The 22,376-nt window shown below is 55.4% G+C and carries 18 protein-coding genes; 10 read left to right on the top strand and 8 right to left on the bottom strand.

Annotated features, from left to right (window positions below):
- Nucleotides 1-2: 2 nt before the first annotated feature.
- The 5 genes from pqiC to rlmKL are packed head-to-tail and all read right to left on the bottom strand — an operon-like array spanning nucleotide 3 to nucleotide 7,517.
- Complete coding sequence (gene pqiC / locus LH23_RS12750; RefSeq protein WP_039291578.1) at nucleotides 3-569, bottom strand: membrane integrity-associated transporter subunit PqiC; 567 nt, start codon at nucleotides 567-569, stop codon at nucleotides 3-5.
- Nucleotides 566-2,206 (bottom strand): intermembrane transport protein PqiB, encoded by a 1,641-nt coding sequence (pqiB, locus tag LH23_RS12745; protein ID WP_039291575.1) that lies wholly within the window; start codon nucleotides 2,204-2,206, stop codon nucleotides 566-568. Before pqiB ends, pqiC begins: the two co-directional genes overlap by 4 nt.
- On the bottom strand, nucleotides 2,196-3,464 hold the full coding sequence (gene pqiA, locus LH23_RS12740; protein WP_039291570.1) for a membrane integrity-associated transporter subunit PqiA: 1,269 nt from the start codon (nucleotides 3,462-3,464) through the stop codon (nucleotides 2,196-2,198). Before pqiA ends, pqiB begins: the two co-directional genes overlap by 11 nt.
- Before the next feature lie 16 nt (nucleotides 3,465-3,480).
- The gene (locus LH23_RS12735; RefSeq protein ID WP_039291568.1) at nucleotides 3,481-5,388 is read right to left on the bottom strand and encodes an ABC transporter ATP-binding protein; all 1,908 of its coding nucleotides are present in this window, start codon (nucleotides 5,386-5,388) and stop codon (nucleotides 3,481-3,483) included.
- Nucleotides 5,389-5,393: 5 nt separating this feature from the next.
- Nucleotides 5,394-7,517, bottom strand: coding sequence for a bifunctional 23S rRNA (guanine(2069)-N(7))-methyltransferase RlmK/23S rRNA (guanine(2445)-N(2))-methyltransferase RlmL (rlmKL, locus tag LH23_RS12730; protein ID WP_039291565.1), 2,124 nt, complete (start codon nucleotides 7,515-7,517; stop codon nucleotides 5,394-5,396).
- 103 nt (nucleotides 7,518-7,620) lie between these two features.
- Here rlmKL and LH23_RS12725 point away from each other — a divergent pair, with 103 nt between their 5' ends.
- On the top strand, nucleotides 7,621-8,736 hold the full coding sequence (locus LH23_RS12725; protein WP_039291561.1) for a YcbX family protein: 1,116 nt from the start codon (nucleotides 7,621-7,623) through the stop codon (nucleotides 8,734-8,736).
- Here LH23_RS12725 and zapC read toward each other — a convergent pair.
- The gene (gene zapC / locus LH23_RS12720; RefSeq protein ID WP_039291557.1) at nucleotides 8,733-9,275 is read right to left on the bottom strand and encodes a cell division protein ZapC; all 543 of its coding nucleotides are present in this window, start codon (nucleotides 9,273-9,275) and stop codon (nucleotides 8,733-8,735) included. The two genes, LH23_RS12725 and zapC, sit on opposite strands and share 4 nt — an antisense overlap.
- A gap of 153 nt (nucleotides 9,276-9,428) precedes the next feature.
- Complete coding sequence (gene pyrD / locus LH23_RS12715; protein ID WP_039291554.1) at nucleotides 9,429-10,439, bottom strand: quinone-dependent dihydroorotate dehydrogenase; 1,011 nt, start codon at nucleotides 10,437-10,439, stop codon at nucleotides 9,429-9,431.
- Here pyrD and LH23_RS24275 point away from each other — a divergent pair.
- The 6 genes from LH23_RS24275 (at nucleotide 10,383) to ssuB (ending at nucleotide 14,942) form a co-directional block, all read left to right on the top strand.
- Nucleotides 10,383-10,604 (top strand): hypothetical protein, encoded by a 222-nt coding sequence (locus LH23_RS24275; RefSeq protein WP_231560200.1) that lies wholly within the window; start codon nucleotides 10,383-10,385, stop codon nucleotides 10,602-10,604. The genes pyrD and LH23_RS24275 overlap by 57 nt on opposite strands.
- 82 nt (nucleotides 10,605-10,686) lie before the next feature.
- The gene (gene ssuE, locus LH23_RS12710; protein ID WP_039291550.1) at nucleotides 10,687-11,262 is read left to right on the top strand and encodes an NADPH-dependent FMN reductase; all 576 of its coding nucleotides are present in this window, start codon (nucleotides 10,687-10,689) and stop codon (nucleotides 11,260-11,262) included.
- The gene (locus tag LH23_RS12705) at nucleotides 11,255-12,232 is read left to right on the top strand and encodes a sulfonate ABC transporter substrate-binding protein (RefSeq protein WP_039291548.1); all 978 of its coding nucleotides are present in this window, start codon (nucleotides 11,255-11,257) and stop codon (nucleotides 12,230-12,232) included. The genes ssuE and LH23_RS12705 overlap by 8 nt, the downstream gene beginning before the upstream one ends.
- The gene (ssuD, locus tag LH23_RS12700) at nucleotides 12,229-13,374 is read left to right on the top strand and encodes an FMNH2-dependent alkanesulfonate monooxygenase (RefSeq protein WP_039291546.1); all 1,146 of its coding nucleotides are present in this window, start codon (nucleotides 12,229-12,231) and stop codon (nucleotides 13,372-13,374) included. Before LH23_RS12705 ends, ssuD begins: the two co-directional genes overlap by 4 nt.
- Before the next feature lie 9 nt (nucleotides 13,375-13,383).
- On the top strand, nucleotides 13,384-14,175 hold the full coding sequence (gene ssuC, locus LH23_RS12695) for an aliphatic sulfonate ABC transporter permease SsuC (RefSeq protein ID WP_008461221.1): 792 nt from the start codon (nucleotides 13,384-13,386) through the stop codon (nucleotides 14,173-14,175).
- Nucleotides 14,172-14,942: an aliphatic sulfonates ABC transporter ATP-binding protein gene (ssuB, locus tag LH23_RS12690; protein WP_039291544.1), complete on the top strand. Its 771-nt coding sequence runs from the start codon at nucleotides 14,172-14,174 to the stop codon at nucleotides 14,940-14,942. Before ssuC ends, ssuB begins: the two co-directional genes overlap by 4 nt.
- An 85-nt stretch (nucleotides 14,943-15,027) precedes the next feature.
- On the opposite strand, the gene pepN is transcribed toward ssuB, so the two are convergent.
- A complete protein-coding gene (pepN, locus tag LH23_RS12685; RefSeq protein ID WP_039291541.1) occupies nucleotides 15,028-17,640 on the bottom strand; it encodes an aminopeptidase N in 2,613 nt (870 codons plus the stop codon).
- A 215-nt stretch (nucleotides 17,641-17,855) separates the two neighbouring features.
- Here pepN and LH23_RS12680 point away from each other — a divergent pair, with 215 nt between their 5' ends.
- The 3 genes from LH23_RS12680 (at nucleotide 17,856) to asnS (ending at nucleotide 22,144) form a co-directional block, all read left to right on the top strand.
- Nucleotides 17,856-19,100, top strand: coding sequence for a hypothetical protein (locus tag LH23_RS12680; RefSeq protein WP_052050214.1), 1,245 nt, complete (start codon nucleotides 17,856-17,858; stop codon nucleotides 19,098-19,100).
- Between the two features lie 263 nt (nucleotides 19,101-19,363).
- Nucleotides 19,364-20,566 (top strand): nicotinate phosphoribosyltransferase, encoded by a 1,203-nt coding sequence (pncB, locus tag LH23_RS12675; protein ID WP_039296635.1) that lies wholly within the window; start codon nucleotides 19,364-19,366, stop codon nucleotides 20,564-20,566.
- Between the two features lie 177 nt (nucleotides 20,567-20,743).
- Nucleotides 20,744-22,144 (top strand): asparagine--tRNA ligase, encoded by a 1,401-nt coding sequence (asnS, locus tag LH23_RS12670; protein ID WP_039291539.1) that lies wholly within the window; start codon nucleotides 20,744-20,746, stop codon nucleotides 22,142-22,144.
- The last annotated feature ends 232 nt before the right edge of the window (nucleotides 22,145-22,376 follow it).

Genomic DNA, 22,376 nt, shown 5'->3' with positions numbered 1-22,376 from the left:
TATCAATTAAGGCGTGTGAGCGCCGAAGCAATACTCTTCGCTTCCTGCTGCCAGCCCTGAGCCAGGGTTTTCACCGTGGAATCGTAGCCGTCATCCTGTTGCTTCAGTTCGATATGGAACGGGCGCTTAATGATCTCGCCCTGGCGCTTCAGCAGCCACTCTCCGCTGACGATAACCTTGCCATCGTAGCGGCCGTGGAAGCCGGTCACATTCACGCTGAGCGCATCCTGATCGTGGCCTAGCGGCTGGGAGGCAACCACCCAGCCTGGCAATGCGCTGCTGAGATTACTGACCAACGCATTACGCAGCTGCTGGTCAAGCGGGCTGGCCCAAAGGTTGCTGGTGGCGATGACATACTGCACATCGGTTGTCTGGTAAACCACCCCTGTGCCGGCGAGGAAATCAGGCACGGTGACCTGATCGACCCACAGTAAGTGGCTTCCAGGCTGGCTCACGGCCTGCATAGCAGGCTGTGAAGTTTGCGGCAGCTGGTAGTACGTTTTGCCATTATCGCTCCCACTACAGGCGGAAAGCGCTAAGACGGCGGCTAGCGTGAGCCACTTTTTCATGGTTGTGCCCTCTTCGGCTGCGGATCCTTTTTATCCTTCGCTTCAAATATCAGCGAGTTGCTCTTGTCGTTCAGCGTACGCAATACCGGCTGCAGCTCGCGCAGCACCTGATCAAGACGCTGCATATCCGCCACCATCTTGTTATAGGCCGCGGAGCCCGGCTGGAAGCCCTGCATACTGCGGTTCAGCTCGCGAAGCGTTTTCTGCATATCTTCCGGTAGCTGCTGCATCGACTGACTGGAGGTAATCTTGTTCAGATTGTCCAGCGTCTGCTGCAGGTGGCGCATCGTTTTCTGGCTTTCAGCCAGCGTATTCGTGGCCTGCTCCAGCATCGGGTTAATCGGCAGATTGTTGATTTTATCCAGCGTCTCCAGCAGTTTTTGCTGAATTTGCGCCAGGCCGCCGCTCACCGTTGGAATAAGCGGGTAGCCCGCGATTTGAGGCAGATCGCCCAGCGCTTTCTCTTTCGGATAGAAATCGAGATCGATAAACAGCGCCCCGGTCACCAGGCTCCCGGTTTTCATCGAGGCACGCAGCCCGCGCTTGATCAGTACCTGCAGATTGGTCGAAATATCCGCGCCATCTTCGAGCATATTTTTCAGGCGTTCTGGCTCAATGCGGATCAGCACCGGAATGCGGAAATCGTCATTCAGGCTTTGGCGCATTTTTTCGTTGAAGAACGGAACCTGTGCCACCGTCCCCAGGCGAATACCGCGGAATTCCACCGGCGCACCCGGCTGCAGGCCACGCACCGAATCTTTGAAGAACATCAGGTAATCGATATGGTTGGTATACAGCGAATCCTGAATGCTTTTCTGATCGTCGAACAGCTGGAAGTCAGCGCCCGTTTCAACCGGCTTGCCCCACTCCCAGCCTTCAGGCACGTCGAAGCTGACGCCCCCGCTAAACAGCGTGGTCAAAGACCCCATCTCCACGCGCATCCCCTGGGCGGACATATCCACGGCGATGCCGCTGTCTTTCCAGAAACGAACGTTGCTGGTAATCAGCCTGTCGTTGGGTGCCGCAATAAACAGCTGGTAGCTAATCGCTCGCTTATTGGTATCGAAGGTGCTGGTTTCCACCGAGCCTACGCGATAGCCGCGGAACAGCACCGGGTCCCCGGGGGTAAGCTGGCCCGCTTTTTTACTGTCGAGCGTAATACGAATGCCTTTAGCATCAGGTGGTGCCAGCGGCGGAGCATCCAGCAAAGCATAATTTTCCGGCTGCTCGCCTTTGGTCCCCGGCTGCAGCTCAATATAGGCACCGGACAGCAGTGTGCCGAGCCCGGAGATCCCTTCACGACCCACCTGCGGTTTAACCACCCAGAACACGGAATCTTTGTGCAGCAGCTTCTCCATCCCGGAATTTAGCCGCGCCTTAATTTCTACATGGTGTAGATCGTCCGTTAGCTGTGCACTCTCCACGATCCCGACATCTACGCTACGGCTTTTGATGGTGGTTTTACCGCCCTCAATTCCTTCGGCGTTGGCGGTGATCAGGGTCACTTCCGGCCCCTGATGGCTGTAGTGATAAAACAGGATCCAGGCGCCAATCAGCGCCGTTACGATGGGAAAGATCCAAACCGGCGACCAATTTTTTACCTTCTGCACTTTCGCCTCGCCGTGCTTATTTTCCATGTTCGGAAGACTCCTCATCAGTTACATCGTCAGCGCGATCCCAGGACAAACGAGGGTCAAAGGTCATCGCAGCAAACATCGTCAAAATCACCACACACGCAAACATTAACGCCCCCATAGCCGGGTAGATATTCATCAGCCCGCCCATGCGCACCAGCGCGGAGAGAACGGCAATCACAAACACGTCGATCATCGACCAGCGGCCAACAAATTCAACAACTTCATAAATCAGGTGCATTCGCTCACTATCGCGCCTGCCGTGCCCTTTTGCATCCCAGCACAGCCAGGCGATAGCAATCATTTTTAGCGTGGGCACCATAATACTGGCGATAAAAATTACCATCGCCACCGGATAAGATCCTTCGCTCCACAGCAGGATCACCCCAGCCAAAATTGTAGAGGGATATTTATTCCCCAGCATTTCGGTAATCATGATCGGCAAAATATTGGCCGGCAGATAAAGCATAATAGAGGTGATCAGCAGCGCCAGCGTCCACTGCAGGCTGTGCCTGCGGCGAACGTGACCGTGTGTTCCGCAACGTGGGCAAGCAAGCGTATCCGCCTCAACGATTGCCGTGCAGCAAGAGCATGAGCGCAGCCCCTGTTTCATGCCCGACACGCCGACTTTTAGCGGCTGATGTACCGGCGGCATAGGTGCAATGTCATCCCAAAGCCAGCGCCGATCCACGCACTGGAAAGCGCGAAGCTGCAAAATGCAAAACAGGCACCAGGGAATAAAGCTGCTGCCCACGCCAATGTCCCCGTAGGCCATCAGCTTCACGAAGCTGACCAATACACCGGCGAGAAAGATTTCCGCCATACCCCAACTCTTCAGTTGGAACAGCACCCGCGCCAGCCAGCGTTTAAGCCCAAAAGGCAATTTGGCCTGATTGACTAACAACAGGATGGTTATCAGGCAAAAAGCCGGGACGGCCTGGACAAAGAGCAGAAAGAAGGTGCCGAGGCTGGCGTAATCCTCAGAAAACATCACGCCAGGAATTTGCATCAGCGTGACTTCGCTGCTGATCCCGGCCACCTTCATATTGATGAAAGGAAACAGGTTAGCCAGCAGCAGCATAAACAGCCCCGCTAAAGCGTAAGCCGTTGGCCGCTGGCGCGGCAAATACCACTGCGTGACCAACGGAGTGCCACAGCGCGGGCAGGAGGCTTTGTGGCCATCCTGCAGGGCGGGCAGCGCCACCAGCAAATCACATTGTCGACACAGAATATGCGAGCGATGGTGGTGCGTGGCACACATCGTAACTCTCCTTAGATTACGAGCCGTTTTTCAGCGCTTCCAGGTACTCCCAGCGTTCAAATGCTTCTTCCAGAGCCTGTTCAGCCGTGGCCATTTCCGCCAAGACTTTTTGGGTGACATCGTGCGGCTGGTTGAAGAAATCAGCGTCAGCGACCTTCGCCTGCAGCGTGCCCAAATCAGCTTCAAGCTGCTCAAGCCGTTGAGGCAACTGCTCTAATTCGCGCTGCAGGTTATAGCTTAGTTTGCTATTGGCACGTTTAACAGGTTCTGCTTTTTGCGATTCGACCTTCTCGGATTTAGTCGCAGCAGCCTGACGCAGCGGCTGAGCGGAACCCTGCTGCCCTTTTGCATCATGGTAACCACCGACATAGCGACCAATTTTGCCCTGTCCTTCGAAGATCCAGCATTCGGTCACGGTATTATCGACAAACTGACGATCGTGGCTAACCAGCATCACGGTGCCCTGGTAACCATCAATCAGCTCTTCCAGCAGCTCCAGGGTTTCGACGTCCAGATCGTTGGTTGGTTCATCGAGGATCAGCAGGTTGCTAGGTTTTAAGAACAAACGCGCCAGCAGCAGGCGGTTGCGCTCTCCACCAGAAAGCGCACGCACCGGCGTCATCGCGCGTTTTGGATGGAACAGGAAGTCCTGCAGGTAACCCAACACATGGCGCGGCTTACCGTTCACCATCACTTCCTGCTTACCTTCCGCCAGGTTATCCATCACGGTACGGTCAGGATCCAGCTCGGCGCGGTGCTGATCGAAGTAGGCCACTTCCAGCTTGGTGCCGCAGTGTACGCGGCCGCTGTCGGCCTGAAGCTGGCTCAGCATCAGCTTCAGCAGAGTCGTTTTGCCGCAGCCGTTAGGTCCTACCAGCGCGATCTTATCGCCACGCAGCACCTGCGCGGAAAAATCACGCACCAGCGTTTTACCGGCAACCTGATAGTTAACGTCTTCCATCTCGAAGACAATTTTGCCCGAGCGACTCGCTTCTTCCACCTGCATCTTCGCACTGCCCATCACTTCACGACGCTCACCGCGCTCGCGGCGCATCGCTTTCAGGGCACGAACGCGCCCTTCGTTACGGGTTCGGCGCGCTTTGATGCCCTGGCGGATCCACACTTCTTCCTGGGCCAGCTTGCGATCAAACTCGGCGTTCTGTAACTCTTCCACGCGCAGGGCTTCTTCTTTCGCCAGCAGATACTGATCGTAATCGCCAGGGTAGGAGACCAGCTTGCCGCGATCGAGATCGACAATGCGGGTGGCCATATTGCGGATAAACGAACGGTCGTGGGAGATAAAGATAATGCTGCCCTGGAACTCTTTCAGGAAGCCTTCCAGCCAGTCAATGGTTTCGATATCGAGGTGGTTCGTCGGTTCGTCCAGCAGCAATACGCGCGGAGAGCTGACCAGCGCACGCCCAAGCGCCGCTTTACGCAGCCAACCGCCGGACAGCGCAGACAGCTCGGTATCCGCTTCCAGACCAAGCTGCTCGAGCACTTCATTAATGCGGCTGTCGAGCTGCCACAGGCCCTGATGGTCAAGGATTTCCTGAATGCGAGCCATCTCGTTGAGGTTCTTCTCGCTCGGATCGCTCATCACTTTGTGGGAGATGTCGTGGTAGGCCTTCAGGTATTCCGCCTGCTCTTCCACGCCTTCCGCAACAAAGTCATACACCGTGCCCGCAACGTTACGCGGCGGGTCCTGCTGCAGGCGAGCGACGATCAGATCCTGCTCATAAACCATGCGGCCATCGTCCAGCGGCAGCTCACGGTTGAGGATCTTCATCAGCGTTGATTTGCCCGCGCCGTTACGGCCGACCAGACAAACGCGTTCGTTTTCTTCGATGTGTAATTCAGTGTTATCTAACAGCGGCGCGTCGCTAAACGACAGCCAGGCACCGTGCATACTAATTAATGACATGACTATTAATCCCGGGATTCGTGAGTGACTAACCAACAGTTATGGATCTGGCGGTTGCGCGCAAAGTCCTGCGACTGCGTTTTTTGTGTGATTTCCTGTGCAACCAGGCCCAGCTCCGCCAGGCCGGCGAAGTCCATTTTGAAGCCACGTTTATTGTTGGAGAACATAATGGTGCCGCCGCGACGCAGCAGGCGCTTCAGATCTTTCATCAGCGCAATGTGGTCACGCTGCACGTCGAAAGAGTCTTCCATACGCTTGGAGTTGGAGAATGTCGGCGGGTCAATAAAGATCAGGTCGAACTGTTCGTCGCTGTCGCGCAGCCAGCCCAGGCAATCAGCCTGCACCAGGCGATGGGCGCGGCCAGTTAAGCCGTTCAGGCGCAGGTTACGCTCCGCCCATTCAAGATAGGTGCGGGACATATCTACCGTCGTGGTGCTTTTCGCTCCGCCCAGCCCCGCGTGCACCGTGGCACTACCGGTGTAGGAAAAGAGGTTCAGGAAGTCTTTGCCCTTGCTCATCTGCCCCAGCATGCGACGGGCAATACGGTGGTCGAGGAACAGGCCAGTATCCAGGTAGTCGGTTAGGTTGACCCACAGGCGAGCGTCATATTCGCTCACTTCCATGAAATCGCCCTTCTCGCCCATCTTCTGGTACTGATTTTTGCCTTTCTGACGTTCACGGGTTTTTAGCACCAGCTTGTTGGTCGGCAGCTCAAGCACCGCAAGCGTTGCCGCGATGACGTCAAACAGGCGCTGACGCGCTTTGTTTGGGTCGATGGTTTTCGGGGGCGCATACTCCTGCACCACGACCCAGTCGCCGTAGCGGTCAACCGCCACGTTGTAGTCAGGCAGATCGCCGTCGTACAGGCGATAACATTCGATGCCTTCCTGACGCGCCCACTTGTCGAGCTTCTTGACGTTTTTACGCAGGCGGTTGGCGTAATCTTCGGCAATCTGGCCACTGCCCGCGGCAACGCCAGCAGGGTTAGCCGCCAGCTGATAGTTTTTCTGTACGCAATCCAGCGGGCCGTTTTTCGCTTTAAACTGGCGGTCGGCGCGCAGCTGCAGGCAGCTCAGCAGTTCAGGGGAGGCGCTGAACAGCGACAGATGCCAGCCACCGAACTGGTTTTTCAGGTGACGGCCCAGCAGGCTATGCAGGGCAATCAGCGCTGGCTCGCTTTCCAGACGTTCGCCGTATGGCGGGTTGCTGATAACCGTCCCCGCCGGGCCTTCCGGCAGTGGATTGACCAGGTTAGCCACATCCTTAACGTCGAAGCTAATCACGTCCGCCAGACCCGCACGGCGGGCGTTGGCACGGGCGCGTTCAATCACACGACTGTCGTTATCTGAACCATAGAAACGAGACTGATATTCAGTCAGGCCGCGACGGGCGCGAACCTGCGCTTCGGTTACCACCTCTTTCCAGACGTCAGCATCATGCTTCGCCCAGTTCAGGAAGCCCCAGTGCTTACGGTGCAGACCCGGCGCACGATCGGTGGCGATCATCGCCCCTTCAATCAACAACGTGCCGGAGCCACACATCGGATCCAACAGCGGGGTGCCGTGCTGCCAGCCGGAACGCATCACGATAGCCGCCGCCAGCGTTTCTTTAATTGGAGCTGCACCGGTTGCATCGCGGTAGCCGCGCTGATGCAGGCCTTCGCCGCTGAGATCCAGGGCAATGCTGGCGGTATCTTTATTCAGCCAGACGTTAATGCGCAGGTCCGGCTGCTCGCGATCGACATCCGGACGCGGCAGGTTTTTACGGGTAAAGGAGTCAACAATCGCATCCTTTACCTTCAGCGCCCCGTACTGGCTGTTGCGGATGGTTTCGTTCAGGCCACTGAAGTGCACGGCAAACGTGGCACCCGGCCCGAACAGCGCCGGCCAGTCGATCGCCATCACCCCGAGATAAAGGTCGAGATCGCTGTAAACTTTGCATTCGCTGAGCGGCAGCAAAATGCGCGAAGCCAGGCGGCTCCACATCAGGCTTTGATAGAGTAAACGAGTATCCCCCTGGAAATGTACGCCGCCCTGAACCACCTGGCAGCCCTGGGCCCCCAGGTTTTCTAGTTCAGTTTTTAACAGCTCTTCAAGCCCACGCGCCGTACTGGCAAACAGAGAATTCATATCGTCACTTATCAGGTAAAAAGAAAATTGTGGCGCATTATAGCTAATCCGCAACGCATGTCATAAAGTTGCCCTCTTATATTTACTTCCCACGGAGGGCGTCGTGATTACTCTGTCTCAACTTTATGTTCACCCGGTAAAATCCATGCGCGGCCTGGCGCTCTCCCACGCGCAGGCAACTATCAGCGGCCTGGCTTTTGACCGCATCTTTATGATTACCGAGCTGGATGGCACCTTTATTACCGCCCGCCAGCATCCGCAGATGGTGCTGTTCACTCCCGCATTCCTACATGACGGCCTTTATTTATCCGCCCCGGACGGCAGCTCGGCCAGCATTCGCTTTGCTGATTTCGCCGCAACGCCGGAGCCAACCGAAGTCTGGGGCACGCACTTTACCGCGCTTATTGCTCCCGATGAAATTAATCAGTGGCTGAGCGGGTTCTTCTCCCGTCCGGTGCAGCTGCGCTGGGTTGGCGAGCAGCCCACTCGCCGGGTGAAACGACATGAAGAAGTGCCGCTCTCTTTTGCCGACGGTTTCCCTTATTTACTGACCAACGAAGCTTCGCTGCGCGACCTGCAAAACCGCTGCCCCGCCAGCGTTAAAATGACCCAGTTTCGCCCGAATATCGTGGTGACCGGGGCTGCTGCGTGGGCGGAAGATACCTGGAAAGTTGTGCGCATTGGCGGTGTGACGTTCGACGTGGCTAAACCCTGCAGCCGCTGTATCTTTACGACGGTTAGCCCGGAGCGCGGCCTGAAACATCCGAGCGGAGAACCGCTCAAAACGCTGCAGGGGTTCCGCACCGCGCAGGATAATAGTGGCGCAGTAGATTTCGGTCAGAATTTAATTGCCCGCAACAGCGGAGTTATCCGTGTGGGTGACGAACTGGAAGTCCTGGCCCACAGGCCGGCGAATGTTTATGGCCCAGGTGAAGTGGTGGAAAGCCTCGAACCTCAGAGCCAGCCTGAAAGTAGCGTCAATATTGACTGGGAAGGCACGACATTCCAGGGCAATAACCAACAGATCCTTTTGGAACAGCTGGAAAATAAAGGGATCCGCGTCCCCTATTCCTGCCGGGCCGGGATCTGCGGAAGCTGTCGGATTCGGTTACTGAATGGCGAAGTGAAGGCATTGAAGAAAGGCGCGATTGGCGCGGACGGCACCATCTTATGCTGCAGCTGCGTGCCCGCAGGGAATGTGAGCGTGGCGCTGCGCTAAACGGCCTGATCGAGGCTGAGGCCGCTGCTTAAAGGCTGCGGTTTCAGTCGGTCATTCATGACTTTAATGGCATCCCCTAGCTGCATGGTTCGGCCCGCTAACGTGAGCCCCTGCTGAGCAAGCAGGCAAAGCGCGGCGTTATCACCGGTTTCAACCACCAGCAGGTTAACCTGCTGCATATTTTCGCTTAGCCACACGCAGGCACCATCTCCGATACCCGGCTGCCAACAGTCACCATGCGAGACAAAATGCCAGCTTTTCGGCATCTGCGGCTTGAGGAAGCGAATCGCGACCAGGGCGTTGAGCACCAGCTCGGCACGCTGTTCTTTCCCTAACGGTAAATCACGGCATTTTTCTTCAAAAGAAAAATAAAGTGCCGCATCATCCACACAAAAGCCTGAATTTTCAAAGGCATCCGGGGTTAGCATTTTGCGAGGAAAGCGCGAACGGAAAAGCATACCATTGGCCAAATCGAGCATCATTCGATCGTGCTCTTCATCGAAATACCAACGCCAGTTATCGTCCGGTTTTATTCGCATAATGCTTACCCTTCATTTATCCCGCTGCTGAATTGCTACTCAAATTCTCACCATATTAATAAAAGACCAATATGTTTAAATAAGCAACAGTAGCGGAATATAAAACAACCAGGGCTGAAAATAAAGCCCTGGTTGTCTGTAAAAGGTAAATGATCAGAGATGGGTAACGATTTCTTTAATCAGCGGTGGGCCTTTAAAAATGAAACCTGAGTATATTTGAACCAGTGAAGCTCCCGCTGCCATCTTCTCGCGAGCGGCGACGACTGAATCAATACCACCGACGCCGATAATCGGTAACCGACCATTTAATTCCTGAGACAGACGACGAATAATTTCCGTGCTTTTTAATTGCACAGGACGCCCGCTCAAGCCCCCGGTTTCATCGCAGTGCTTCATGCCCTGGACAAGGCTACGGTCTAAAGTGGTATTGGTTGCAATGACCCCGTCAATATTATGGCGAACTAAACTATCTGCCACCTGGATCAATTCCTCTTCAGAAAGATCCGGCGCGATCTTCACTGCCACGGGAACATATTTATGGTGGATCGCTTGCAGCGCTTGTTGCTTATTTTTAATGGCGCTTAAAAGATCGTCTAACGCTTCACCGTATTGCAAGGTACGCAGCCCTGGCGTATTCGGTGATGAGATGTTGATCGCAATATAGCCAGCATATGGATAAATCTTATCCATGCAGATCAGATAATCATCTTTACCCTGTTCAACGGGGGTATCTTTGTTCTTGCCGATATTAATCCCGAGCACGCCGTCGAAATGCGCTTTTTTTACGTTTTCGACCAGGTTATCCACCCCGAGATTATTAAACCCCATGCGGTTAATCAGCCCTTCGGCTTCCACCAGACGGAAGATACGCGGCTTATCGTTCCCCGGCTGCGGGCGCGGCGTGACGGTGCCAATCTCAATGGAGCCAAAGCCCATCGCCCCGAAGGCATCAATGCATTCCCCGTTTTTATCCAGGCCCGCGGCTAAGCCCAGCGGATTCTTGAACGTTAACCCCATGCAGGTCACAGGTTTTGACGGCACGTTCTGACGCACCAGCCACTCAAGCGGCGTTCCGGTGACAAAGCGTAATTGCTGAAAAGTTAACTCATGAGCGCGCTCTGGATCGAGCTGAAAAAGGGCTTTACGAACGAAGGGGTAGTACATGAACTCTCCTGGATTCCCGGTGTGCAGACCGGGGCGTTATTATTCACGATCCCGGGGATGATTGGAATTGACCTGTCGCAAAAAAGCCTGAATAGAAGCAAACGTTTTCTTATCCGCCGCGCAATATGCGCTTTTTCGCAAATCTATCCCGGAAAAATCACTTAGCCACGGAAATCATCTCTGCGAGTATCACGCTAATTGTTATCAATGTTAGATAAAAGCAAACAATTAGTTATAAGGAGTCGTGATGCGTGTGATTACCCTGGCCGGAAGCCCTCACTACCCGTCCCGTTCCAGCTCGCTGCTGGAGTATGCGCGGGAGAAGCTGAGCGCCCTGGATGTTGAAGTTTATCACTGGCACTTACAGAACTTCGCGCCGGAAGACTTGCTCTACGCCCGCTTCGACAGCCCGGCGCTGCTGGCACTCACCGAACAACTCAGCACCGCCGATGGCCTGATTATCGCCACCCCGGTCTATAAAGCCTCGTTTTCAGGGGCGCTAAAAACGCTGCTCGATTTACTCCCCGAGCGTGCATTAGAGAAGAAGGTTGTCCTGCCTCTCGCCACCGGAGGTACCGTGGCGCATATGCTCGCCGTGGACTATGCCCTTAAGCCGGTGCTGAATGCGCTCAAAGCGCAGGAGATTCTGCACGGCGTTTTTGCCGACGACAGCCAGATAGCCGATTACCAACACAAACCTCAGTTCACGCCCAACCTACAAAAACGTCTGGACGAAGCGCTGGAAACCTTCTGGCAGGCTCTGCACCGCCGTGACTTTGCGGTCCCGTCGCCGTTTGACGCCCGGGGGGTGAGCCATGTTTAATCTGCTCAAACGCCGCTCTCCGTGGCTGGCATTTGCCGGCCTGCTCGCCTTTTCAACCTACAGCAATGCCTCAGACAGCAGCCCGGAACAGCTGCGCATTGGTTACCAAAAAGGCTCCGTCAGTATGGTGTTAGCCAAGAGCCACCAGCTCCTGGAGAAGCAATATCCGAACACCAAAGTCTCGTGGGTTGAGTTTCCCGCCGGGCCACAGATGCTGGAGGCGCTGAACGTCGGCAGCATTGATTTGGGGAGCACAGGTGATATCCCGCCTATTTTCGCACAGGCCGCCGGGGCAGATTTGCTGTATGTCGGTGCCGAGCCGCCTAAACCGAAAGCGGAAGTGATCCTGGTCCCCGAAAATAGCCCCCTGAAAACCGTGGCGGATTTAAAAGGCCATAAGATTGCCTTCCAGAAAGGCTCCAGCTCCCACAACCTGGTTTTGCGCGCGCTGCAAAAAGCCGGACTGAAGTTTTCCGATATTCAGCCCGCTTACCTGACCCCCGCCGATGCCCGCGCGGCCTTTCAGCAGGGGAATGTCGATGCCTGGGCTATCTGGGATCCGTACTATTCGGCCGCACTGTTAAACGGCGGCGTTCGCGTCTTAACGGACGGCAGCGAACTGAACCAAACCGGATCGTTCTATTTAGCTTCCCGCCCTTATGCGGAAGCGAATGGCCCGTTTCTTCAACAGGTCCTGAAAACCTTTAGCGATGCCGATGCACTCACCCGCACGCAGCGGGCAGAAAGTGTCGCTCTACTCGCCAAAACGATGGGCCTGCCAGAGGCGGTGATCGCCACTTATTTCGACCATCGCCCTCCTTCTGAAATTACGCCGGTCAGCGAAGCGACGGCCGCAAAACAGCAAAATACCGCCGACCTGTTTTATGAAAATCGCCTTGTTCCAAAGAAAGTCGATATCCGAACCCGCATCTGGCAACCCGCTGGCGCGACACAAGGAGCTAAGTCATGAGTCTTAACCTGTTCTGGTTTTTACCCACCCACGGTGATGGTCACTATCTTGGCAGCGATACGGGCGCGCGTCCGGTCGACTACGGCTATCTGCAGCAAATCGCCCAGGCCGCCGACCGCATCGGTTTCACCGGCGTGCTGATCCCGACCGGCCGTTCCTGCGAAGATGCCTGGCTGGTCGCCGCCTCAATGATCCCGGTCACTCAACGACTTAAGTTCCTGGTCGCGCTGCGCCCGAGCGTTGTCTCCCCTACTCTTGCCGCTCGCCAGGCCGCCACGCTGGACCGCCTTTCCAACGGGCGGGCATTGTTCAACCTGGTGACCGGAGGTGACGCCGAGGAACTGGCTGCAGAAGGGGTATTTCTTGACCATGAAGAGCGCTATGAGGCATCAGCAGAGTTTACCCGCATCTGGCGGCGCGTTCTCGAAGGCGAAACCGTCGATTACGACGGCAAGCACATCAAAGTGAAAGGAGCGAAACTGCTCTATCCTCCGGTTCAGCAACCTCGCCCACTGCTATATTTTGGCGGTTCTTCCGAGGCTGCCCAGGATCTTGCGGCCGAGCAGGTTGACCTTTATCTGACCTGGGGCGAACCTCCCCATCTGGTAAAAGAAAAGATCGAGCAAGTGCGGGCGAAAGCTGAAGCGCAGGGGCGGCAGGTTCGCTTTGGTATCCGACTGCACGTTATCGTGCGGGAAACCAACGAAGAAGCCTGGCAGGCAGCTAATCGACTTATTTCTCACCTCGATGACATCACAATCGCCAAAGCACAGGCCGCCTTTGCCCGCAGCGATTCGGTCGGGCAACAGCGTATGGCCGCCCTCCACGGCGGTAAACGAGACAAACTGGAAATCAGCCCGAATCTTTGGGCCGGTGTCGGTCTGGTCCGCGGCGGCGCAGGCACCGCGCTGGTGGGTGATGGACCCACCGTCGCGGCCCGCATAAACGAGTACGCCGACCTGGGTATCGACAGCTTTATTCTTTCCGGCTATCCGCACCTGGAGGAAGCCTACCGCGCAGGCGAGCTGCTGTTCCCCCACCTTGACGTGGCCATCCCAGAAATTCCTCAGCCGCGACAGGTTCAGGAAAAAGGCGAAGTTGTCGCTAACGACTTTATCCCGCGTAAAGTGGCGCAAAGCTAGGGAGGCACCATGCAAGCGTCCGTGCACAAAGTCTTGCTGCGCCTGGCCCCCTGGGCGCTGCCGGTGGCTATCGTTCTTCTCTGGCAATTAGCTTCGTCTGCAGGCTGGCTTTCCACCCGTATTTTACCCTCTCCCGAGGGCGTAGTGCTGGCTTTCTGGAACCTCTCAGCCAGCGGTGAACTCTGGCAGCATCTGGCTATCAGTTCCTGGCGCGCAGTGATTGGTTTCAGCATCGGCGGATCGTTGGGTCTGATCTTAGGCCTGATCAGCGGCCTGTCGCGATGGGGAGAGCGCCTGCTGGACAGCTCTATTCAGATGCTACGCAACGTCCCACACCTGGCGCTGATCCCGCTGGTGATCCTGTGGTTTGGTATCGATGAGACGGCCAAGATCTTTCTGGTCGCGCTCGGCACGCTATTTCCGATTTACATCAATACCTGGCACGGCATCCGCAATATCGATCGCGGGCTGCTGGAAATGGCCCGCAGCTACGGCCTTTCCGGGTTTAGCCTGTTCGTGCACGTCATTCTGCCGGGCGCGCTGCCGTCCATTATGGTCGGCGTGCGCTTCGCTTTGGGCCTGATGTGGCTGACGCTTATTGTCGCCGAAACGATCTCGGCAAATTCCGGGATTGGCTATCTGGCGATGAATGCCAGGGAGTTTCTGCAAACCGACGTGGTGGTGGTGGCCATCGTGCTGTATGCGCTGCTGGGCAAACTCGCCGATGTCAGCGCCCGCCTGCTGGAACGCGTCTGGCTACGCTGGCATCCAGCTTATCAATTAAAGGAGGAGACGGTATGACAACTGCTCGTCTGAACCAGGGCACACCGCTGTGGCTCAACGGCGTAAGCAAACGCTACGGCGATAAAAGCATTCTCAATCAACTAGAACTGCGTATCCCCGCAGGGCAGTTCGTGGCGGTGGTCGGCCGCAGCGGCGGCGGCAAAAGTACGCTATTACGTCTGCTTGCCGGGCTGGAAAACCCTAATCACGGGGCGCTATTCGCAGGCAGTGCACCGCTGAGAGACAGTCAGGACGATACGCGGCTGATGTTTCAGGACGACAGGCTGCTGCCGTGGAAAACGGTGATAGATAACGTCGGACTCGGGCTTAAAAATAACTGGCGTGACGCGGCACTTCAGGCCCTTACCGCCGTAGGTCTGGAAAATCGGGCCAATGAATGGCCGGCGGCACTGTCCGGCGGGCAAAAGCAGCGTGTGGCACTGGCGAGGGCGCTCATTCACCGCCCGCGTTTGTTGTTGCTAGACGAACCGCTGGGCGCGCTGGATGCCCTGACGCGTATTGAGATGCAGGAACTGATTGTTTCTTTGTGGCAGGAGCACGGTTTTACCGTGCTTTTGGTCACCCACGACGTTAGCGAAGCCGTCGCCATGGCCGACCGCGTGTTGCTTATAGAAGAAGGAAAAATCGGCCTGGATCTCACGGTTGATTTACCGCGCCCGCGCCGCCTGGGATCGGTGAAGCTTGCGGAGCTGGAGGCTGAGGTGCTTGCCAGAGTGATGAAACGAGGTTCAGAGGAGCCGGCGCGCGCGGTGCGCACCGGCTGATTTTATACCCTCACCCCGTCCCTCTCCCTGGGAGGGAGAGGGGGAAACTTGCCGTTCCCTTTTGTCATTGGGAGAGGGACAGAACTTACGCCAGCGCTTTGGCGATTTTCTCGAACAGATCCCCGGACAAATTCTCCAGGCCTTTCAACTGCTCCAGCGCGGCACGCATCTTGGCCTGACGTTCTGCATCATAACGCTTCAGGCGAATCAGCGGCTCTACCAGACGAGAAGCAATTTGCGGGTTGCGGCTGTTCAGTTCGGTCAGCATCTCTACCATAAACTGATAGCCGCTGCCGTCTTTGGCGTGGAACGCGGCCGGGTTAGCTGAAGCAAACGCGCCAATCAGAGAACGTACGCGGTTCGGGTTACCCAGACTGAAGGAACGGTGAGTCAGCAGCTCGCGAACCTTAGCCAGCGTGTTGCTACCCGGGCTGGTTGCCTGCAGCACAAACCATTTGTCCATCACCAGGCCATCTTTGTGCCATTTCTCATCGTACTCAGCCAGCAACGCTTCACGGCATGGCAGCTGCGCGGCCACCGCTGCGGACAGCGCGGCGATAGAATCGGTCATATTGTCCGCCTGCTGATACTGCTCGCGTACCAGTTGCTCAGCAAGTTCAACGTCACCAAACGCCAGATAGCGCAGGCAAGTGTTGCGCAGCGCGCGCTTGCCGATATCACCGTGATCCACACGATAGCTGTCGAGCTTATTGGCGTTATAAATAGCCAGGAACTCATCAGCCAGCTCTGCGGCCAGGGTACGGGTCAGCGCCCCGTGAACCTCAGCAATGGCGATTGGATCGATGGTCTGGAACAGCTCGGCAATTTCATTCTGCGAAGGCAGCGTCAGGATCTCCGCGGCAAGCGCCGGATCGATCTTCTCATCCAGCAGAATGGCGCGGAATGCATCGGCCACGTGCAGCGGCAGAGAAAGCGGCTGCCCTTGCTGGCTGCGGTTCACGTTGATCTTGATGTAATTTGCCAGCAGGCTCTGCGCCGCATCCCAGCGGGAGAAGTCGTTCCGTGCGTGGCGCATCAGGAACGTCAGCTGCTGGTCGCTCCATTTGTATTCGAGCTTCACCGGCGCAGAGAATTCACGCAGCAAAGATGGCACCGGCTGGAAGTAGACATTGTCGAAAACGAAAGTCTGCTCGGCCTGGGTCACGTTCAGTACGTGGTGCACCGGGTGACCGTCCTTCTGCAGCGGAATGACCTTCCCTTCGTTATCGTAAAGCTCGATATCAAACGGGATATGCAGCGGGTGTTTTTCCTGCTGTTCGGCGGTCGGCGGCGTCATCTGGCTGATAGTCAGCGTGTAGTGCTCAGTTTCCGGGTTGTAGTCGTCACGCACGGTGACAACCGGCGTCCCGGCCTGGCTGTACCAGCGGCGGAAATGAGACAGGTCAACGTTGGACGCGTCTTCCATCGCCTGCACAAAGTCATCACAGGTTGCCGCGCTGCCGTCATGGCGTTCAAAGTAAAGTTGCATGCCCTTCTGGAAGTTTTCTTCACCCAGCAGCGTGTGCAGCATACGAATCACTTCTGAGCCCTTCTCATACACCGTCAGGGTATAGAAGTTATTCATTTCGATAACTTTGTCCGGGCGGATCGGGTGCGCCATCGGGCTGGCGTCTTCGGCGAACTGCATCGCACGCATGGTGCGCACGTTCTGAATACGGTTAACTGCACGAGAACCCAGGTCAGAGCTGAATTCCTGGTCGCGGAAGACGGTTAGGCCCTCTTTCAGGCTAAGCTGGAACCAGTCACGGCAGGTGACGCGGTTGCCCGTCCAGTTGTGGAAATATTCGTGGCCGATGACGCGTTCGATGTCGAGGTAGTCTTTGTCAGTCGCGGTTTCGGCTCGGGCCAGGACATACTTCGAGTTGAAGATATTCAGCCCTTTGTTTTCCATCGCGCCCATATTAAAGAAGTCGACGGCGACGATCATATAGATGTCGAGGTCATACTCCAGGCCGAAGCGGGTTTCGTCCCACTTCATAGACGCTTTGAGCGAGGTCATCGCCCAGTCAGCACGATCCAGATTCCCGCGGTCAACAAACAGCTCCAGCGCAACGTCACGGCCAGAACGGGTTTTGAAGCTGTCGCGCAAGACGTCAAAATCACCCGCCACCAGCGCAAACAGGTAGCAAGGTTTTGGGAACGGATCCTGCCACTGCACCCAGTGACGGCCATTTTCCAGCTCGCCTTCGGCAATGCGGTTGCCGTTAGCCAGCAAATACGGATATTTGTTTTTGTCAGCGATGACTTTGGTCGTGAAGCGCGCCAGGACGTCCGGGCGGTCCAGGTACCAGGTGATGTGGTGGAAGCCTTCAGCTTCACACTGGGTACATAACGCTTCGCCGGATTGATACAGTCCTTCAAGCGCGGTGTTGGTTGCCGGGCTGATTTCGTTCACAATCGTCAGCGTAAAGACGTCAGGGACCTGCTCCAGAATGAGCGCGCCATCTTCCTGGCGATAGTGCGGCCAGGCGCTACCGTTTACGGCAATGGAAACCAGCGTGAGGTCTTCACCATCAAGATGCAGCGGGGCGCCCGCTTCGCCCTGACGGACAATTTTGCTAACTGCGGTGACCTGCGTTTTTGCGGCATCAAGGTCAAAGGTCAAATCGATATCGGTTATCGTATAATCCGCCGCGCGATAGTCGTGGCGATATTTGGCTTGTGGCTGTTGTGTCATAAAAAACCTTATACATCGTCCGTAAGATAACGAACTTCAGTCTATTCCTGTTGCCGGAATGTTGCTACGCAGAATCTTCATCTTTGGCGGCCGATAGCCCAAATTTTTTACCGCTTTATGCGGTATTACGCTTTTCTCTCCTGCACCTTCTGGCACGGAACTCTTCCTTTTTCTCCGCCACTCAATGTCGCCCCTTCCTCCTGAGAGAGCTTAATATGCGTATTCCCCCTTCCGGCCCCATGGCTTTTCATCAGGCCGTTGCCCAAAACGATATTGCAACTATCCAAAAGCTAAGACAGCAGGGCTACAAACCTGTCGCCCTGGACCAGCACGGAAACTCGCCGCTGGATGCGCTGGCTAACCGCCGTGATATTGACGGCACTTCGCGGGCGCGGCTTTACCACAGCCTTTTGGCTTCGCTGAATCCCAGTGCGCCGCCGGGCTATATCAAGCCGGAAGCATTTCATGGCTCTCCCTGGGGCTTTGAAATATTGCGCAGCGGCGCGCTGAAAGGCGGCGTGAACGATCCTAAAGGCGGTTCACAGTCGCTGGAGGGAAAAGTATTTTTCTCAGACAGGACGCGGGAATCGAGCAACAAATTTGAAACGCGTGAGAATCTTCGCCAGAAACCACGCGTGTACGCCAAAGGACTGGGCATTAAGCCCACCACCGTAGAGACGCGATCAAACCTGTATGTGTTGAGCAAAGCCATCAATCATGCTTCTTCTGCCAGCCATTTCCCGGCCTCAACGTTGACGCTAAAAAGCAGCAATAATCTGGAAGAGGCGGTGTATGACAGCCTGGTACGTCTTTTGTCGAATAGCGGTTATCGACTAAAAAAGGAAACACCGGAGCAAATCCTGCAGCAAACCGGTGTCCCGGCGCATATCAAATTCGTTGATAACAGCCACCCGCCTTCCGCGGAACAAACGCGGAAACTGATCGGTAGCGCCTTTCAGCGTATTGAAAACGAAATGGTGAGTGGGAAATTACCGTTTCTGAATCTGCTCAACGATGGGCAAACCCTGCCGCTGGTGTTTGGCTTCAGTAAAGTGAATAACCTGAAAACGCATACCATCCATAATTCGTTGAGCAACACCGCCTCGATGTTCAACTATCAGGCTGAAAATCATCCCCTGAGCGGGACGGCCAACGGCGGCAAGCTGAAAGAAATTGAAGTGAAATCCCTGGCCGATCTCGCCACGCTGACGCTTGCCTGTAAGGTACAAAACGTCGCGTTACCGAAAGACGCCCTGATTCGTATCAACCCCACCCCGAATGAAAAAAAACAGCATGGGCTGAAAGCGCTGTATCTGGATGCATCCGCACTCGCCAGATTTAGTCACGCGCTGCTGGGGTCAGGCACAACGAATATGGGCAGAATGACGCTCGAACAACTTCAATCTCTGAATCACACCCTGCGTGAAAAAGCGGAGAACGGCAGTCTTCGCATTCGTTAATTGCCAGTACACATCGGCGGCCATTCACCGCCGGTGATTTCACTGAGAAAAGGATGTCGCACGTTTTGTTTAGTACTCTAAACACCATTTAATTCAACGCATTGAACTATATTCTCGCGCTAAAGAGGCCATAAACCACTCCAGAGGCTGCCTCCCTATTGTTGTGATCCTGCTTCAATAAACAGATAATCAGGGTATACTCCCGCGTCTTAATTTGCCCGGACTGATGGAAACGCTCCTGTGAGAGGATGCTGAAACGCGCCATGACACGACACGCTTCCCCGATTTTGCAAACGCTTCTGGATACTGACGCCTATAAGCTTCATATGCAGCAAGCGGTTTATCACCGCTATTACGACGTAAATGTCGCAGCGGAATTCCGCTGCCGCGGCGACGATCTGCTGGGCATTCATGCCGAGGCTATTCGTGAGCAGGTTGCGGCTATGCAGCACCTGCGCCTTAGCGACGAAGAATTTCAGTGGCTGAAAAGCCTGCCCTTTTTCAAAGCCGATTACCTCGACTGGCTGCGTGATTTCCGCTATGACCCTTCCCAGGTTCAGGTGACCAATAATCATGGTCATCTGGATATCCGCCTCAGCGGCCCCTGGCGCGAAGTCATCATGTGGGAAGTTCCCCTGCTGGCGGTAATCAGTGAAGTCGTTCACCAGCATCGCGCCCCCGGCGTGACGCCAAAAATGGCGCTGGATCACCTGGAAAGTAAGCTGCGGGAATTTAACGCGCTGACTGACGGGCTCGATCTTTCACATTTCCGCCTGATGGACTTTGGCACCCGCCGCCGTTTCTCTCGGGAAGTACAGCAGGCCATTGTAGAGCGCCTCAAGCAGGAGCCGTGGTTTATCGGCACCAGCAACTACGATCTGGCTCGCCGCCTCGACCTTACGCCAATGGGCACTCAGGCCCACGAGTGGTTCCAGGCGCATCAGCAGATAAGCCCGGACCTGGCGAACAGTCAACGTGCGGCGCTGCAGGCCTGGCTGGACGAATATCCCGATCAGCTCGGGATTGCTCTGACTGACTGCATCACCATGGATGCTTTCCTGCGCGATTTCGGCAAAGAGTTTGCCACGCGCTATCAGGGGCTGCGCCACGATTCAGGTGATCCCGTTGAGTGGGGAGAAAAAGCCATTGCCCACTACCAAAAGCTTGGTATCGATCCGTTAAGCAAAGTGTTGGTGTTTTCCGACAACCTGGATTTAAACAAAGCCGTGGAGCTATATCGCCGCTTCTCATCCCGGGTGAACCTCAGCTTTGGTATCGGCACCCGTCTTACCTGCGACATTCCGCAGGTTAAGCCGCTGAACATCGTGATTAAGCTCGTAGAGTGCAACGGCAAGCCCGTCGCGAAGCTCTCGGACAGCCCGGGAAAAACCATCTGCCACGATAAAGCCTTTGTGCGAGCCTTACGCAAAGCCTTTGACTTACCGTTGGTTAAAAAAGCCAGCTGATTCCGCGATAATCGGTGAATAGCGACCTCGCTATTCACCGCCCTTCTCTCTTTCCTTTATTTCTTCATAAGTAACGCGAATTCTGCTTGTCTGATGGCGCGCGACAGGTAACATAGATAACCCCCATCTGTGGGTTACTATTTTTTTTGTCATTGACCATTTAATAGAGAGAAAACTATGAGCGTTGTGCCTGTAGCCGACGTACTCCAGGGCCGTGCCGCCGTTGACAGCGAAGTCACCGTGCGCGGGTGGGTACGTACTCGAAGAGATTCAAAAGCTGGTATCTCCTTCCTCGCCGTCTACGACGGTTCCTGCTTTGATCCTGTACAGGCCGTCATTAATAATTCTCTGCCCAATTACAATGAAGACGTTCTGCGCCTGACCACCGGCTGCTCCGTGATTGTTACCGGCGTGGTCGTCGAGTCTCAGGGCCAGGGCCAGGCTTTCGAACTTCAGGCCACCAAAGTCGAAGTGACCGGCTGGGTTGACGATCCGGATACCTATCCGATGGCGGCCAAACGTCATAGCATCGAATACCTCCGCGAAGTCGCTCACCTGCGCCCGCGTACCAACATGATTGGTGCCGTAGCGCGCGTGCGTCACACGCTGGCTCAGGCTCTGCATCGCTTCTTCCACGAAAATGGTTATTTCTGGGTATCTACCCCGCTGATCACCGCTTCCGATACCGAAGGCGCCGGCGAGATGTTCCGCGTTTCAACGCTGGATCTGGAAAACCTGCCTCGCACCGCAGAAGGCAAAGTCGATTTTGATAAAGACTTCTTCGGTAAAGAAGCCTTCCTGACCGTTTCCGGCCAGCTTAACGGCGAAACCTATGCGAGCGCGCTGTCCAAGGTTTATACCTTCGGGCCAACCTTCCGTGCAGAAAACTCCAACACCAGCCGCCACCTGGCGGAGTTCTGGATGCTGGAGCCAGAAGTGGCCTTTGCCGATCTGGACGACGTTGCCGGCCTGGCCGAAGCGATGCTCAAGTACGTCTTTAAAGCCGTCCTGGAAGAACGCATGGACGACATGAAGTTCTTTGCCGAGCGCGTGGACAAAGAGGCCATTGAGCGCCTGGAACGCTTCATCTCCGCAGACTTTGCTCAGGTGAACTACACCGATGCGGTGGAGATCTTGCTGAACTGTGGGCATAAGTTCGAAAACCCGGTTTATTGGGGTGTCGATCTCTCCTCCGAGCACGAACGTTACCTGGCCGAGCAGCACTTCAAGGCACCGGTGGTGGTGAAAAACTACCCGAAAGACATCAAAGCTTTCTATATGCGCCTTAACGAAGACGGTAAAACCGTTGCCGCTATGGACGTTCTGGCTCCAGGTATCGGTGAAATCATCGGTGGTTCCCAGCGTGAAGAGCGCCTGGATGTGCTGGACGCGCGTATGGCTGAAATGGGTCTGAATAAAGAAGATTACTGGTGGTATCGCGACCTGCGCCGCTACGGCACCGTGCCACATTCCGGTTTCGGCCTGGGCTTTGAGCGCCTGATCGCCTATGTCACCGGTGTTCAGAACGTGCGTGATGTTATTCCGTTCCCACGTACGCCGCGTAACGCAAGCTTCTAAGTTAAAGAAAACAAAAGGCCAGCTTCCGCTGGCCTTTTTTACATATCAGGACAAAAGGTCTATTTTCTTCAACGCTTATTAAACAAACGTCAATTTCAACCCTCATTCCCAACTGCCCCGTTACCAACTATTTCTGTCTCACACTCTTTAACAAAAATTGCGCTTAAGTTTGCTAGCACTTCTAAATAGTGATTGGCATAGCATATTTGCTCACTTTTCACACAGACGTCCA

This window comes from Cedecea neteri (assembly GCF_000758305.1).
Classification (GTDB): Bacteria; Pseudomonadota; Gammaproteobacteria; order Enterobacterales; family Enterobacteriaceae; genus Cedecea; species Cedecea neteri_C.
Note: the sequence above shows the minus strand (reverse complement) of the source record. Positions and strands in the feature narration are given on the sequence as shown.

What these genes read in the sequence shown, in the direction of transcription:
- pqiC (WP_039291578.1), bottom strand. Translation starts at nt 569, where the DNA reads ATGAAAAAGTGGCTCACGCTAGCCGCCGTCTTAGCGCTTTCCGCCTGT.
- zapC (WP_039291557.1), bottom strand. Translation starts at nt 9,275, where the DNA reads ATGCGAATAAAACCGGACGATAACTGGCGTTGGTATTTCGATGAAGAG.
- LH23_RS12735 (WP_039291568.1), bottom strand. Translation starts at nt 5,388, where the DNA reads ATGTCATTAATTAGTATGCACGGTGCCTGGCTGTCGTTTAGCGACGCG.
- ssuB (WP_039291544.1), top strand. Translation starts at nt 14,172, where the DNA reads ATGACAACTGCTCGTCTGAACCAGGGCACACCGCTGTGGCTCAACGGC.
- LH23_RS12705 (WP_039291548.1), top strand. Translation starts at nt 11,255, where the DNA reads ATGTTTAATCTGCTCAAACGCCGCTCTCCGTGGCTGGCATTTGCCGGC.
- pqiB (WP_039291575.1), bottom strand. Translation starts at nt 2,206, where the DNA reads ATGGAAAATAAGCACGGCGAGGCGAAAGTGCAGAAGGTAAAAAATTGG.
- pyrD (WP_039291554.1), bottom strand. Translation starts at nt 10,439, where the DNA reads ATGTACTACCCCTTCGTTCGTAAAGCCCTTTTTCAGCTCGATCCAGAG.
- ssuC (WP_008461221.1), top strand. Translation starts at nt 13,384, where the DNA reads ATGCAAGCGTCCGTGCACAAAGTCTTGCTGCGCCTGGCCCCCTGGGCG.
- ssuE (WP_039291550.1), top strand. Translation starts at nt 10,687, where the DNA reads ATGCGTGTGATTACCCTGGCCGGAAGCCCTCACTACCCGTCCCGTTCC.
- pepN (WP_039291541.1), bottom strand. Translation starts at nt 17,640, where the DNA reads ATGACACAACAGCCACAAGCCAAATATCGCCACGACTATCGCGCGGCG.
- asnS (WP_039291539.1), top strand. Translation starts at nt 20,744, where the DNA reads ATGAGCGTTGTGCCTGTAGCCGACGTACTCCAGGGCCGTGCCGCCGTT.
- rlmKL (WP_039291565.1), bottom strand. Translation starts at nt 7,517, where the DNA reads ATGAATTCTCTGTTTGCCAGTACGGCGCGTGGGCTTGAAGAGCTGTTA.
- pqiA (WP_039291570.1), bottom strand. Translation starts at nt 3,464, where the DNA reads ATGTGTGCCACGCACCACCATCGCTCGCATATTCTGTGTCGACAATGT.
- LH23_RS24275 (WP_231560200.1), top strand. Translation starts at nt 10,383, where the DNA reads ATGAGCGCGCTCTGGATCGAGCTGAAAAAGGGCTTTACGAACGAAGGG.
- pncB (WP_039296635.1), top strand. Translation starts at nt 19,364, where the DNA reads ATGACACGACACGCTTCCCCGATTTTGCAAACGCTTCTGGATACTGAC.
- ssuD (WP_039291546.1), top strand. Translation starts at nt 12,229, where the DNA reads ATGAGTCTTAACCTGTTCTGGTTTTTACCCACCCACGGTGATGGTCAC.
- LH23_RS12680 (WP_052050214.1), top strand. Translation starts at nt 17,856, where the DNA reads ATGCGTATTCCCCCTTCCGGCCCCATGGCTTTTCATCAGGCCGTTGCC.